The sequence below is a fragment of the Serratia sp. 14-2641 genome (assembly GCF_001692375.1).
GTDB lineage: Bacteria > Pseudomonadota > Gammaproteobacteria > Enterobacterales > Enterobacteriaceae > Chania > Chania fonticola_C.
Map to the genome: position 1 here is coordinate 216976 of NZ_LXKR01000066.1, position 13358 is coordinate 230333.

Genomic DNA, 13358 nt, shown 5'->3' on the forward strand with positions numbered 1-13358 from the left:
CGACTGCGGGGCCGGTTGGGTCAGGTCACTGGTACGTAGGTAGAGACCAGCTCCAACACGCCGTTGATAATAAACTGTACGCCCATACACACCAGCAGGAAGCCCATCAGGCGGGAAATGGCCTCGATACCGCTTTCGCCAACCAGTTTCATGATCGCAGTGGAACTGCGTAAACAGACCCACAGAATGATCGCTATCGACAGGAAAATGGCCACTGGTGCGGCCAGCAGCACCCAGTGGGCAAAGCCCAGCGTATTTTCGTGGACGCTGGATGCGGTGCTGATGATCATGGCGATAGTCCCTGGCCCGGCGGTACTCGGCATGGCCAGTGGGACAAAGGCGATATTGGCCGAGGTTTTCTTGTGCAGTTCTCTGCTTTTGGATTCTACCTCTGGTGCTTCATCGGCACTTTGCTGTGGGAACAACATGCGAAAACCGATAAAGGCGACAATCAAACCCCCGGCGATCCGCAGCCCGGGGATGGAGATCCCAAAGGTGCTCATCACTAGCTGACCGGCATAGAACGCCACCGTCATGATGCAGAACACGTAGACCGAAGCCATCAGGGACTGATGGTTGCGCTCTTCGTTGGTCATATTTCCCGACAGACCAAGCAGCAACGCCACGGTAGTGAGCGGGTTGGCCAGTGGTAACAGTAGGGCTAGCCCCAGCCCTATGGCCTGAAACAACTGCAGAATACTCGACATAAAACAAACCCCAGCAAGAGAATGAAATGGGGGCGCAGTCACTACGCCCAAAAAATATTGTGACTATCAGCGTCAGACCAGACGCTCAATTTTTCTGTGTCGCCATACCAACCTATAAAACGTTGTCTGCAATGCCAGCATTGTCAAATAGGCGATAGGGAATGCCATCCATACCCCCTCTAATCCGAAGTGATTGCTGAGCAGATAGGCTGCTGGCAACTGGACGGCCACGATGCAGAGAATGGAGATCGTCACCGGTACCAACACCACGCCGCTGGCGCGCATGATGCCGCCGACAATCGCCTGGAAACCAAATACCAGCATGCTCCACAGCATGATATGCAATAAATGCTCCGCTTCTGCCAAGACTACCGGGCTGGTCAGGAACAAACCCAGCAGCCAATGTGACAGCAGGTAGACCAGAATAATTAACGAACCGGTCAGCCAGAGGTTGATATACAACCCGGTACGCAAGATGGGAGCAATGCGTTCGGTTTTGCCAGCACCGATGGCTTGAGCGCCCAAAATAGAGGCAGTGATGGCAATCGACAGGGCAGGGAATTGCACATAGTTAACGATCTGTGTCACTGCGCCGTAGGCTGCCGTGGCATCCGAACCGTGGCGGTTGACCAGCGTCAGGATGATCAATTCAGAGATTGAAATTACCACCATTTGCAAACCGGTGGGCAGGCCAATACGCAAAACTTTGCGTAGCACTACCGTATCCAGCTTGAGCGCGGCCAGCATGGCGCGATCGGGGGCCAGCACGTGTTTTTTGCGGCGCAGGCGTAATGTCAGATAAATCATCGCCAGTGCGTTACCGACCATACCCGCCAGAGCTGCGCTCTGTATGCCCATGGGGGCAAAGCCCAGCCAGCCACGGATCAGGGCCGGGGTGAGCAGCAAGCCGACGATGGTTGACAGCAGCAGGGCCAAGAGTGGAGAGACCGTATCACTGACGCCGCGCAGCAACTGGGTGAACAACACGAATACCAGCAGCAACGGCATAATCAGCATCATAATGCGGGCGTAAGAGACCGCCTCTTCCAGCACGTCCGCTGGCGTGCCTAGCGCTTGTAGCGCCTGGCGGGCAAACAGGCTGCCAAATACCGCCGCCAATAAGCCAAGTGTCACGCCCAACATCAAGGCTGTACCGGCGATGGTTTTGACTTTTTCTGGTTCATTCGCGCCCCATGCCTGCCCAATCAGCACCGAGGCACCGGCACCAACGCCAATCACCAGTGAGATAAAGAAGAACACCACCGGGAACATACCAGAGATGGCGGCCAGCGCATGGGTGCCAAGCATCTGGCCGATATAGATACCGTTCAGCGTGCCTGAAAATCCTTGCAGGAAATTGGACAGCACCATGGGCACCAAAAAGATCAGATAGATGCGCCAAAGCGGCTGCTGCTTGTGCTGCGGACGAGTTTGCATTTAATCGTTTTTCCTGCGCTTTAAAGGCGTGTAAAGAGCTCCAGCGATACTGAGACTCATATGTAGGGCACCGCAATCACTGGGGGAAGGCATCTCGAGTCATCCAGGCCAGATGCACCTGAATATCGGCAGGCCAGTGCGCAATTCGCTCGGCAAACAGTTTACCATCGTGGCCAAACAGCGCGCGCGTGGCCTCTTCATAGCCTGGCAAAGCACCGGCGATGGCGCTCATAAAGCGGTAGCTGTTCTCTTTGATGCGGCGCTCATTGTCTTGCTCGATCGTAGTACGCCGGGCTTCATCAACCAGGCGACGTAGTGCCGCAGAGGCTCCACCACGTTGTTGTGCAAGCCATTCCCAATGACGGGGCAGGAGGGTCACTTCGCGGGCTACCACGCCGAGCTTGGGCCGACCGACCGAGGGCTGAGCTGCCGGTTCGCTGTCAAGCTCAGCGGCATCGCCACCAGGCTGAGGCCAAACGTAGCCTGCTGGCCAAGGGTAATCCACCTGGGAGCCGGTGGCATCATCAAACACTAACAGCCCACCGGCAGTAAGATCCATCGCAGCAAGCGCCTGAGCGACATCGGCATAAGACCCGGCAGCCACTCGTTGATGCTGCAAGAAGGCGGTGCAGCTCGGCGTATTGATGGTTTTCATATTATTTATACCCGGGTTAAATTGTTTTACCCGGGTAATTTGGCTGAGTTATCGTGGTAAGTCAAGCGCGATCAATTATGCAGCAGGGTAAACTGCGCTTTATTTATCCTCCACAGTTTTAATGTTACTATTCGCAAGGCTGTGAACAGCCACTGGAGGTTCGCGTGTTATCAACGGACCAAGTTGTGCGTCAATCTGGCAATTGTGGGCGAGATATGAAGCATAACTGACTCAACACTAACCAAAATATCTGTACTGCATGTGATCTGTCGTGTGGGTCACCACTGTAGATAAGGAATTATGAATGCCTGTTATTACTCTTCCTGACGGAAGTCAGCGTCAATACGACCATGCCGTTTCCCCGATGGATGTTGCCCGTGATATTGGCCCTGGCCTTGCCAAAGCCTGTATCGCCGGCCGCGTTAACGGTGAACTGGTCGATGCCAACGATGCCATCGAAGCCGATGCGCAATTGGCCATCATTACCATCAAAGATGCCGAAGGCCTGGAAATCATGCGCCACTCCTGTGCGCACCTGCTGGGTCATGCGATCAAACAGCTGTGGCCAGATACCAAAATGGCCATTGGTCCGGTGATCGACAACGGTTTTTACTATGATGTTGACCTCGACCATACCCTGACGCAGGAAGATCTGGATCTGCTGGAGAAGCGGATGCATGAATTGGCCGACAAAGATTATGACGTCATCAAGAAAACCGTGAGCTGGCAGGAAGCCCGCGACACCTTCGCAGCCCGTGGCGAAAGCTACAAGGTGGCGATTCTGGATGAAAATATCAGCCATGACGATCGCCCTGGCCTGTATCATCACGAAGAATACGTGGATATGTGCCGTGGCCCGCACGTGCCGAATATGCGTTTCTGCCACCATTTCAAACTGCAGAAAACCTCCGGTGCCTACTGGCGTGGCGACAGCAAAAACAAAATGCTGCAACGTATCTACGGTACCGCCTGGGCAGACAAGAAGCAGTTGAACGCCTATCTGCAACGCCTGGAAGAGGCGGCCAAGCGTGACCACCGCAAGATCGGCAAGCAGCTCGACCTGTATCATATGCAGGAAGAAGCCCCTGGCATGGTGTTCTGGCATAACGACGGCTGGACCATCTTCCGCGAACTGGAAGCTTTTGTGCGCATGAAGCTCAAAGAGCACCAGTATCAGGAGGTGAAAGGGCCGTTCATGATGGACCGTGTGCTGTGGGAAAAAACCGGCCACTGGGAAAACTACAAAGACGCCATGTTCACCACGTCTTCAGAGAATCGTGAATATTGCATCAAGCCGATGAACTGCCCGGGCCACGTGCAGATCTTCAACCAGGGCCTGAAGTCTTACCGTGACCTGCCGCTGCGTATGGGCGAGTTTGGTAGCTGCCACCGTAACGAGCCATCCGGTTCGCTACATGGCCTGATGCGTGTGCGTGGTTTCACCCAGGACGATGCCCATATCTTCTGTACCGAAGATCAGGTGCGTTCCGAAGTGAACGACTGCATCAAAATGGTCTACGATATGTACGGTGTCTTTGGCTTTGAAAAGATTGTGGTGAAACTGTCCACCCGTCCAGAAAAGCGCATCGGGACTGACGAAATGTGGACTCGAGCCGAAAACGATCTGGCCGCTGCGCTGACTGAAAACGGGATTCCGTTTGAATATCAGCCGGGTGAGGGCGCTTTCTACGGACCAAAAATTGAATTTACCTTGCATGATTGTTTGGATCGCGCATGGCAATGTGGTACCGTGCAACTCGATTTCTTCTTACCGGGCCGTTTAGGCGCGTCGTATGTTGGCGAAAACAACGAACGCGTGGTCCCGGTAATGATACACCGTGCTATTCTTGGCTCCATGGAGCGCTTCATCGGTATCCTTACCGAAGAATATGCCGGTTTCTACCCAACCTGGATTGCTCCAGTGCAGGTAGTGGTGATGAATATCACCGACAGCCAGTCTGATTACGTCCAGCAATTGACCAAAAAACTGCAAGATGCAGGCATTCGGGCAAAAGCGGACTTGAGAAACGAGAAGATTGGCTTTAAAATTCGCGAACATACTTTACGACGGGTTCCATACATGTTGGTGTGCGGTGATAAAGAGGTCGAATCAGGCAAAGTTGCCGTTCGTACCCGCCGTGGCAAAGACCTGGGGAGCCTGGACGTACAAGAAGTCGTAGACAAGCTGCTACATGAGATACGCAGCCGAAGTCTTCATCAACTGGAGGAATAAAGTATTAAAGGCGGAAAACGAGTTCAACCGGCGCGTCCAAATCGCATTAACAAAGAAATTCGCGCGCAAGAAGTTCGCCTAACCGGCGTCGATGGCGAGCAGATTGGTATTGTCAGTCTGAATGAAGCTCTTGAAAAAGCTGAGGAAGCGGGTGTTGATTTAGTAGAGATCAGCCCAAATGCCGAACCGCCAGTTTGCCGGATCATGGATTACGGCAAATTCCTCTACGAGAAGAGCAAGTCGACCAAAGAACAGAAGAAGAAGCAAAAAGTTATCCAGGTTAAGGAAATCAAATTCCGTCCTGGCACCGATGATGGCGACTATCAGGTCAAACTACGCAACCTGATTCGCTTTCTGGAAGACGGCGATAAAGCCAAGATCACCCTGCGTTTCCGTGGGCGTGAAATGGCGCACCAGCAGATCGGTATGGAAGTGCTTAACCGCGTCCGTAAAGACCTGTGTGAAGATATTGATCTGGCAGTGGTCGAGTCCTTCCCAACAAGGATCGAAGGCCGTCAGATGATTATGGTGCTCGCACCCAAGAAGAAACAGTAAGGCTTCCAAGTAATCGAACCCACGCCGTGCAAGCGTGCGTGGGTTTTATTCGCCTCACTGATTCGTTGTTTAACAATGCGAAGTGGATTTAATTAACATGCCAAAGATTAAAACTGTACGTGGTGCAGCCAAGCGCTTCAAAAAGACCGGCAGCGGTGGTTTTAAGCGCAAACATGCTAACCTGCGTCATATTCTGACCAAAAAAGCAACCAAGCGTAAACGTCATCTGCGTCCGAAAGGCATGGTGTCTAAAAACGATCTGGTCCTGGTTATCGCGTGCCTGCCGTACGCATAAGCCACATTTTTTGAATCTAGAATAAGACTTTAGGAGAGAGCATATGGCTCGCGTAAAACGTGGTGTAATTGCACGCGCACGTCACAAGAAAATACTGAAACAAGCGAAAGGTTACTACGGTGCCCGTTCGCGCGTTTATCGTGTTGCCTTCCAGGCAGTAATCAAAGCAGGTCAGTATGCTTACCGTGACCGTCGTCAACGTAAGCGTCAGTTCCGTCAGCTGTGGATTGCACGTATCAACGCAGCTGCTCGTCAGAACGGCTTGTCTTACAGCAAATTCATTAACGGCTTGAAAAAAGCTTCTATTGAAATTGACCGTAAGATCCTGGCTGACATCGCAGTATTCGACAAAGTGGCCTTTGGCGCACTGGTTGAAAAAGCGAAAGCAGCACTGGCGTAAGCTGGTTGAAAAGAGGGAGCTTGCTCCCTCTTTTACTGTTTGTTCTCAATACAGATATTGACTTTTATCGGCTGGCGCTATCACACTGGTTGCCCATCCATCGACAAGGTACTACCAACATGCACGCTGTTATTTTCCGCTTCTTTTTTTACTTTAGCGCCTGACTTCAGGAGGCTTTGCGCGTAAGAAAAGAAACGGAAAGTAGCGCCCAAGCCTCCCAAGTGGAGGCTTTTTTGTTTTTGGCCACCTTCTGCGCCTTTCAGGCCTGCGGCACTAGCTTGGCTACGGCTTGAAATTCTTTGAAGATCAACCAAAGGCGTGTTGGAATAATAGATAACAATTACTTAGGGCCACAAGGCCAGAGGAAGAGGAAAGCAATGTCACATCTCGCAGAGCTGGTTGCCAACGCCAAGGCAGCCGTAGAAGATGCCCAAGATGTTGCCGCGTTGGATTTGGTACGCGTCGAATATTTTGGCAAGAAAGGTCATTTTACCTTACAGATGCAGTCCCTGCGTGAAGTGCCAGCGGAAGATCGCCCGGCAGCCGGGGCGGTGATCAACCAGGCAAAACAGGAAGTTCAGGATGCGCTGAACGCGCGTAAGAACGCGTTGGAGTCAGCGGTGCTGAACGCCCGCCTGGCGGCGGAGACCATCGACGTCTCGCTGCCGGGGCGTCGCCTGGAGAACGGTGGCCTGCACCCGGTCACTCGCACCATCGATCGTATCGAAACCTTCTTTGGCGAACTGGGCTTCTCGGTAGAGACCGGCCCGGAAATCGAAGACGATTACCATAACTTCGACGCGCTGAATATCCCAGGGCATCACCCGGCCCGTGCCGATCACGATACCTTCTGGTTTGACGCGACGCGCCTGCTGCGTACCCAAACCTCTGGCGTGCAGATCCGCACCATGAAGAACCAGCAGCCACCGATCCGCATTATCGCTCCGGGCCGTGTGTATCGTAACGACTACGATCAGACACATACCCCGATGTTCCACCAGATGGAAGGGCTGATCGTCGACAAGGACATCAGCTTCACCAACCTGAAAGGGACGCTGCACGATTTCCTGAACAACTTCTTTGAAGAAGACCTGCAGGTTCGTTTCCGTCCTTCCTATTTCCCGTTCACCGAACCTTCTGCCGAAGTGGATGTAATGGGCAAAAACGGTAAGTGGCTGGAAGTGTTGGGTTGCGGCATGGTGCACCCGAACGTACTGCGCAACGTGGGTATCGATCCGGAAATCTATTCCGGTTTTGCCTTCGGTATGGGTATGGAGCGCCTGACGATGCTGCGTTACGGCGTCACCGATCTGCGTGCGTTCTTCGAAAACGATCTGCGTTTCCTCAAACAGTTTAAGTAAGGCGGGAATATCACATGAAATTCAGTGAACTCTGGTTGCGCGAGTGGGTAAACCCGGCCATCAGCAGCGAAGCATTATCCGATCAAATCACCATGGCTGGCCTGGAAGTAGACGGTGTTGAACCGGTGGCTGGCGTATTCAACGGTGTGGTCGTGGGCCACGTGGTGGAGTGCGGTCAACACCCGAACGCCGACAAACTGCGCGTAACCAAAGTCGATGTGGGCGGTGAGCGTCTGTTAGACATCGTTTGTGGTGCGCCTAACTGCCGTGCTGGCCTGAAAGTCGCCGTTGCTACCGTCGGTGCCGTACTGCCAGGCGACTTTAAAATCAAAGCCGCCAAGCTGCGCGGCGAGCCTTCTGAAGGCATGCTGTGTTCGTTCTCCGAACTGGCGATTTCAGACGATCATGACGGCATCATTGAGCTGCCACAAGATGCACCGATCGGCACCGATATCCGTGACTATCTGCAACTGAACGATAGCGCGATTGAAATCAGCGTCACGCCGAACCGTGCCGATTGCCTGGGCATCATTGGCGTCGCGCGCGACGTTGCCGTGCTGAACCAACTGTCGTTGACCGAGCCGGATATGAGCCCGGTTGCTGCCACCATCACCGACATCCTGCCAATCCGTGTAGAAGCCCCTCAGGCGTGCCCACGTTACCTTGGCCGCGTAGTGAAAGGCATCAACGTGAAGGCACCTTCACCACTGTGGATGCGTGAGAAGCTGCGCCGTGCCGGTATTCGCTCGATTGATGCCGTGGTCGACGTCACCAACTACGTGCTGATGGAGCTGGGCCAACCGATGCACGCTTTTGACCTCAATCGTATTGAGGGCGGTATCGTGGTGCGTATGGCTCACGAAGGTGAAACCTTGCGTCTGCTGGATGGCAACGAAGCCAAACTGCAGGCAGATACCCTGGTGATTGCCGATCAGCAAAAAGCGCTGGCCATGGGTGGCATCTTTGGCGGTGAGCACTCTGGCGTGAATGACGAAACCCAGGATGTGCTGCTGGAGTGTGCTTTCTTCAGCCCGCTGTCGATTACTGGCCGTGCTCGCCGTCATGGCCTGCATACCGATGCTTCACATCGTTACGAGCGTGGCGTAGACCCGGCACTGCAACATAAAGCGATGGAGCGTGCCACACGCCTGCTGATTGACATCTGCGGTGGTCAGGCTGGCCCAATCATTGACGTTAGCGATGAGAGCACCTTACCGAAGCGAGCCACCATTGCGCTGCGCCGTGAAAAACTGGACCGTCTGATTGGCCATGTGGTGCCAAGCGAGCAGGTGAGCGATATTCTGCGCCGCCTGGGTTGCCAGGTTACCGAGCTGGGCGACAACTGGCTGGCGGTGGCGCCAAGCTGGCGTTTCGATATGGAGATCGAAGAAGATTTGGTGGAAGAAGTGGCCCGTGTCTATGGCTACAACAACATCCCGGACGTGCCAGTGCGCGCCGATCTGGTGATGACCAAACACCGTGAATCCGATCTGACCCTGAAGCGCGTGAAGACCATGTTGGTCGATCATGGCTACCAGGAAGCAATTACTTACAGTTTTGTCGACCCGAAAGTGCAGGCGTTGCTGCACCCAGGTGAAGAAGCCCTGATCCTGCCAAGCCCTATCTCGGTAGAGATGTCCGCGATGCGTCTGTCACTGTGGACAGGCCTGCTTTCGGCGGTGGTTTATAACCAGAATCGCCAGCAAACTCGGGTGCGCCTGTTTGAAAGCGGCCTGCGCTTTGTCCCTGATACTGCGGCAAATCTGGGTATCCGTCAGGATGTCATGCTGGCTGGTGTGATTGCCGGGCATACCCATGATGAGCATTGGGATCTGGCAAGAAAGCCGGTGGACTTCTATGATTTGAAAGGGGATCTGGAATCGGTATTGGAGCTGACCGGTAAATTATCCGAAATTCAGTTCAAGGCAGAGTCCAACCCCGCCCTGCATCCTGGGCAAAGTGCGGCCATTTATTTACACGGCGAACGTGTCGGTTTCATCGGTGTGGTTCACCCAGAACTTGAACGTAAACTGGATCTTAACGGCCGTACTGTGGTATTCGAATTGGAGTGGAACAAGCTCGCAAGCCGCGCCGTGCCTCAGGCCCGTGAGGTTTCTCGCTTCCCTGCAAACCGCCGCGATATCGCCGTTGTAGTGGCTGAAAACGTCGCCGCAGAAGATATTTTGGCAGAGTGTAAGAAAGTTGGCGCAAATCAGGTAGTTGGCGTAAACTTGTTTGATGTGTACCGTGGCAAGGGCGTAGCTGAGGGTTATAAGAGCCTGGCTATCAGTCTGGTGTTGCAGGATACCGCCCGTACACTGGAAGAAGAGGAGATTGCCGCTACCGTTGCAAAATGTGTAGAGGCTCTAAAACAGCGATTCCAAGCATCCTTGAGGGATTGAACCTATGGCGCTTACTAAAGCTGAAATGTCAGAACACCTGTTTGAGAAGCTAGGGCTTAGCAAACGGGATGCCAAAGACCTGGTAGAACTGTTCTTTGAAGAGGTCCGTCGAGCTCTGGAGAACGGAGAACAGGTCAAGCTGTCTGGTTTTGGCAATTTTGATTTGCGAGACAAGAACCAACGTCCGGGACGCAACCCGAAAACCGGTGAGGACATTCCGATTACGGCGCGCCGCGTGGTCACTTTCCGTCCGGGACAGAAACTGAAAAGCCGGGTGGAGAACGCCAGCCCGAAAGAGTAGGTTACACAACGCCAAAAAGGCCGCGCAAGCGGCCTTTTTCTTTGGCGGTTTACCCACCTCACTGGGTCGGCGCTGCATGCTGCTCCCGTCTATAACCATCATCGCCTCGATGACCGGCGGTGCCAGCCGCTGCTTTCACCACCATTCGTTCACTCAGTCCTTCCCCTAAACGCCCGAACCTCCTACTATTTGCTGCAAGACGTTATTTTCAGGCCGCTATCCTGGCCAGTAGGGAAGTTGTGTAGTTATGCCGAGCAGTCAGACCTTCACTTTGTTACAACAGCATCAACACCGCCGTGATAAACGCTATTTGACCTGGCTGACGCTGGGCGTCGTACTGGCGTTTGCCTTCAGCCTAAGCGCCGGGGATCTGTGGATCTGGCCTGCGCAGTGGTTGAGTGAGCCTGCACAGCTGTTTGTCTGGCAATTGCGCCTGCCACGAGCGCTGGCGGTGATGCTGGTGGGGGCAAGCCTGGCGGTGGCAGGGGCGGCGATGCAGGCTCTGTTTGAGAACCCGTTGGCGGAGCCTGGTCTACTTGGCGTATCCAACGGTGCCGGAGTGGCGCTGGTGCTGACGGTGCTGTTTGGCAACGGCCTGCTGCCGGTGGCGCTGATGAGCATGAACGCCATCGCTGGCGCCTTGGTGATGACCTTCCTGTTGCTGATTTTTGCCCGCCGTCGCCGGTTGAGCAACGCACGTTTGCTGCTGGTGGGGGTAGCGCTGGGGATTGTGTGCAGCGCGATTATGACTTGGGCCGTGTATTTCAGTTCGAGCCTCGACCTGCGGCAGCTAATGTACTGGATGATGGGCGGTTTCGGCGGGGTGGATTGGCGGCAGAAATGGCTGCTGTTAGCCCTGTTGCCAGCGCTGCTGTGGCTATGCGCGCAAGGCAAGGTGCTGAACTTGATGGCCCTTGGCGAAATGCAGGCCCGGCAGTTGGGTCTTTCCCTGCACGTATGGCGTAATCTGCTGGTGCTGGCCATCGGCTGGCTGGTGGGCACCAGCGTGGCCCTGGCGGGCGTGATAGGCTTTATCGGCCTGGTGATCCCGCATATTTTGCGCCTCAGCGGTTTGACCAACCAACGTTACCTGCTGCCTGGCTGCGCCTTGGCAGGCGCGGGCGTATTGTTAGTGGCGGATGTGGTGGCGCGGATTGCGTTGTTTTCGGCGGAGTTACCCATCGGCGTGGTCACTGCTACGCTGGGGGCCCCTCTTTTTATCTGGTTACTGGCGCGGACAAAAAGCGTAAGGTAAACCGGCTGCCGGTAATGCCCGGCGGCGTTCTTCTGTCTCACCTGCAAATAAAACCAAAGGAAAACATCTGATGAGCAACCCCATTTATGCCATTCCCGTGCAAACCATTGAGAACCAATCTACCACGCTGAACGCCTATGCCGGCAAGGTGCTGCTGGTGGTCAACGTAGCGTCGGAATGCGGCCTGACCAAGCAATACGAAGGTCTGGAAAAGCTTTATGAAACCTGGCGTGAGCAGGGTTTTGCGGTGTTGGGTTTCCCCTCCAATGAGTTTCTTGGTCAGGAGCCGGGCAGTAATGAAGAGATCCTGGCGTTTTGCCGTGGCACCTTTGGCGTTCAATTCCCGATGTTTGCCAAAATTGAAGTCAATGGTGAGGGCCGTCATCCGCTGTATCGGGAACTGATTGCCGCACAGCCACAGGCCGTCGCACCAGAAGGCAGTGGTTTCCTGGAGCGGATGAGCAGCAAAGGCCGTGCGCCGAAGCACACCGGCGATATCCTGTGGAACTTTGAGAAATTCTTGATTGGGCGTGATGGTACGGTGATCCAACGCTTCTCGCCTGATATGACGCCAGAAGATCCACAGGTGTCCGAGGCCATCAAACAGGCTTTGGCCAAGTAAAGGAGCGAACAAAACCATGCTGCAACTCAGTGAGGTGGGGGTAGAAGGGCGACTAGTGCCGTTTTCTGGGCAGATCGCCGCTGGGTTGCAGGTGCACCTGATCGGCCCAAACGGCGCGGGTAAGAGTACGTTGTTGGCCAGATTGGCGGGTATGCTGCCAGGGCTTGGCGAAGTTCGGCTGTCTGGGCGTTTGCTGGAAGCGTATACGGGGAATGAACTGGCAAGGCATCGGGCTTATCTGTGCCAGCAGCAGCCTCCGGTTGCGCTGATGCCGGTATTTCAATATCTCGCCTTACATCAGCCCGCGGGGGCGGACGAAAGCGAGCTGGAAAAAACCATCCTGTATTTGGCACGTAGCCTAAAGCTGACGGATAAATTATCCCGCATGTTGACTCAACTCTCCGGGGGCGAATGGCAACGGGTGCGACTGGCCGCAGTGTTGTTACAGGTTTGGCCAACGGTTAACCCAATAAGCCAATTACTGCTGCTTGATGAACCGACCAACAGCCTGGATGTGGCGCAAAAGGTGGCGCTGGATCGCCTGTTGCGTGAATTTTGCCAAAGTGGCCGCAGCGCACTGGTCTGTGCTCACGATCTCAATCATACCTTGCAACAGGCCGATCGGGTCTGGTTGCTGCAATCCGGACGGTTGGTCGCCGAGGGGGGCACCCACGAGGTAATGGAGCCAGGGTTATTATCCAAGGTTTATGACGTGGATTTTCATCTGCAGGCGGTGGGAGAACAGCGCTGGATTATGACTAAAACGGCCTAGCGCGGTTTCGACGTTTTTTAACCGGCAAAATGTAGTTAAACGGAAAGTAAACGCGCTCAATATAATTACCCAATAAGGGTACAAATCCTGCGGCTAATCTCACAAAATAACATGGTAAACACCCGATTACCTGCTAGGCTAATCGGGTTGAAAGAAATTAAGTAAAAAATTATAACTGCATAACTTTATGATTATGCTTCTAATTATTTTTTCCTTGATGAGGAGGTTTTACAGAGTGTGTCCTGATAATAATTTCTTCCTTAAGGTTTAGTTAAGCTTGCCCACGTAGATTGGCAGTTATTCCACCAGTGATCATTCTTTGCGACGTTTACTATTCGTTAAATGTAAAAGTCTTACAGTGGC

Annotated in this window: 14 protein-coding genes and 1 other annotated feature; of the genes, 11 read left to right on the forward strand and 3 right to left on the reverse strand. The window is 53.9% G+C overall.

Annotation, left to right across the window (positions count from 1 at the left end):
- Window positions 1-20 precede the first annotated feature (20 nt).
- The 3 genes from A6U95_RS22305 to A6U95_RS22315 form a co-directional block, all read right to left on the reverse strand.
- Entirely contained in the window at window positions 21-707 is a 687-nt protein-coding gene (locus A6U95_RS22305; protein WP_065686076.1) for a MarC family NAAT transporter, read from the reverse strand.
- A 72-nt stretch (window positions 708-779) separates the two neighbouring features.
- Window positions 780-2144: an MATE family efflux transporter gene (locus A6U95_RS22310; RefSeq protein ID WP_065686077.1), complete on the reverse strand. Its 1365-nt coding sequence runs from the start codon at window positions 2142-2144 to the stop codon at window positions 780-782.
- A gap of 76 nt (window positions 2145-2220) precedes the next feature.
- Window positions 2221-2799, reverse strand: coding sequence for a DUF2239 family protein (locus A6U95_RS22315; protein WP_196062508.1), 579 nt, complete (start codon window positions 2797-2799; stop codon window positions 2221-2223).
- Window positions 2800-3103: 304 nt separating this feature from the next.
- On the opposite strand from A6U95_RS22315, the gene thrS reads away from it, so the two are divergent.
- From thrS to btuD, 11 genes are all read left to right on the forward strand, one after another.
- A complete protein-coding gene (thrS, locus tag A6U95_RS22320) occupies window positions 3104-5032 on the forward strand; it encodes a threonine--tRNA ligase (RefSeq protein ID WP_021178149.1) in 1929 nt (642 codons plus the stop codon).
- A gap of 3 nt (window positions 5033-5035) precedes the next feature.
- Window positions 5036-5587, forward strand: a complete 552-nt coding sequence (gene infC / locus A6U95_RS30130) for a translation initiation factor IF-3 (RefSeq protein ID WP_071683678.1) — start codon at window positions 5036-5038, stop codon at window positions 5585-5587.
- A 97-nt stretch (window positions 5588-5684) separates the two neighbouring features.
- Complete coding sequence (gene rpmI, locus A6U95_RS22330; protein ID WP_024485856.1) at window positions 5685-5882, forward strand: 50S ribosomal protein L35; 198 nt, start codon at window positions 5685-5687, stop codon at window positions 5880-5882.
- A 43-nt stretch (window positions 5883-5925) separates the two neighbouring features.
- The gene (gene rplT / locus A6U95_RS22335) at window positions 5926-6282 is read left to right on the forward strand and encodes a 50S ribosomal protein L20 (protein WP_004963673.1); all 357 of its coding nucleotides are present in this window, start codon (window positions 5926-5928) and stop codon (window positions 6280-6282) included.
- A gap of 113 nt (window positions 6283-6395) precedes the next feature.
- Window positions 6396-6520: a sequence feature (Phe leader region), on the forward strand.
- Complete coding sequence (gene pheM / locus A6U95_RS31290; protein ID WP_121608962.1) at window positions 6402-6446, forward strand: pheST operon leader peptide PheM; 45 nt, start codon at window positions 6402-6404, stop codon at window positions 6444-6446. (Overlaps the previous feature by 45 nt.)
- Before the next feature lie 139 nt (window positions 6521-6659).
- Window positions 6660-7643 (forward strand): phenylalanine--tRNA ligase subunit alpha, encoded by a 984-nt coding sequence (gene pheS, locus A6U95_RS22340; protein ID WP_021804595.1) that lies wholly within the window; start codon window positions 6660-6662, stop codon window positions 7641-7643.
- A 14-nt stretch (window positions 7644-7657) separates the two neighbouring features.
- Complete coding sequence (gene pheT / locus A6U95_RS22345; protein ID WP_065686078.1) at window positions 7658-10045, forward strand: phenylalanine--tRNA ligase subunit beta; 2388 nt, start codon at window positions 7658-7660, stop codon at window positions 10043-10045.
- Between the two features lie 4 nt (window positions 10046-10049).
- Window positions 10050-10346 (forward strand): integration host factor subunit alpha, encoded by a 297-nt coding sequence (gene ihfA / locus A6U95_RS22350; protein WP_004943604.1) that lies wholly within the window; start codon window positions 10050-10052, stop codon window positions 10344-10346.
- A gap of 247 nt (window positions 10347-10593) precedes the next feature.
- A complete protein-coding gene (gene btuC, locus A6U95_RS22355) occupies window positions 10594-11601 on the forward strand; it encodes a vitamin B12 ABC transporter permease BtuC (protein ID WP_024485858.1) in 1008 nt (335 codons plus the stop codon).
- Between the two features lie 70 nt (window positions 11602-11671).
- Entirely contained in the window at window positions 11672-12223 is a 552-nt protein-coding gene (locus A6U95_RS22360; protein WP_065686079.1) for a glutathione peroxidase, read from the forward strand.
- A gap of 16 nt (window positions 12224-12239) precedes the next feature.
- The gene (gene btuD / locus A6U95_RS22365; protein WP_065686080.1) at window positions 12240-12995 is read left to right on the forward strand and encodes a vitamin B12 ABC transporter ATP-binding protein BtuD; all 756 of its coding nucleotides are present in this window, start codon (window positions 12240-12242) and stop codon (window positions 12993-12995) included.
- Window positions 12996-13358: the final 363 nt, after the last annotated feature.

Excerpts from the sequence above, each read along its gene's own strand:
- A6U95_RS22305 (WP_065686076.1), bottom strand. The coding sequence starts at position 707 with ATGTCGAGTATTCTGCAGTTGTTTCAGGCCATAGGGCTGGGGCTAGCC.
- A6U95_RS22310 (WP_065686077.1), bottom strand. The coding sequence starts at position 2,144 with ATGCAAACTCGTCCGCAGCACAAGCAGCAGCCGCTTTGGCGCATCTAT.
- A6U95_RS22315 (WP_196062508.1), bottom strand. The coding sequence starts at position 2,799 with ATGAAAACCATCAATACGCCGAGCTGCACCGCCTTCTTGCAGCATCAA.
- thrS (WP_021178149.1), top strand. The coding sequence starts at position 3,104 with ATGCCTGTTATTACTCTTCCTGACGGAAGTCAGCGTCAATACGACCAT.
- rpmI (WP_024485856.1), top strand. The coding sequence starts at position 5,685 with ATGCCAAAGATTAAAACTGTACGTGGTGCAGCCAAGCGCTTCAAAAAG.
- rplT (WP_004963673.1), top strand. The coding sequence starts at position 5,926 with ATGGCTCGCGTAAAACGTGGTGTAATTGCACGCGCACGTCACAAGAAA.
- pheS (WP_021804595.1), top strand. The coding sequence starts at position 6,660 with ATGTCACATCTCGCAGAGCTGGTTGCCAACGCCAAGGCAGCCGTAGAA.
- pheT (WP_065686078.1), top strand. The coding sequence starts at position 7,658 with ATGAAATTCAGTGAACTCTGGTTGCGCGAGTGGGTAAACCCGGCCATC.
- ihfA (WP_004943604.1), top strand. The coding sequence starts at position 10,050 with ATGGCGCTTACTAAAGCTGAAATGTCAGAACACCTGTTTGAGAAGCTA.
- btuC (WP_024485858.1), top strand. The coding sequence starts at position 10,594 with ATGCCGAGCAGTCAGACCTTCACTTTGTTACAACAGCATCAACACCGC.
- A6U95_RS22360 (WP_065686079.1), top strand. The coding sequence starts at position 11,672 with ATGAGCAACCCCATTTATGCCATTCCCGTGCAAACCATTGAGAACCAA.
- btuD (WP_065686080.1), top strand. The coding sequence starts at position 12,240 with ATGCTGCAACTCAGTGAGGTGGGGGTAGAAGGGCGACTAGTGCCGTTT.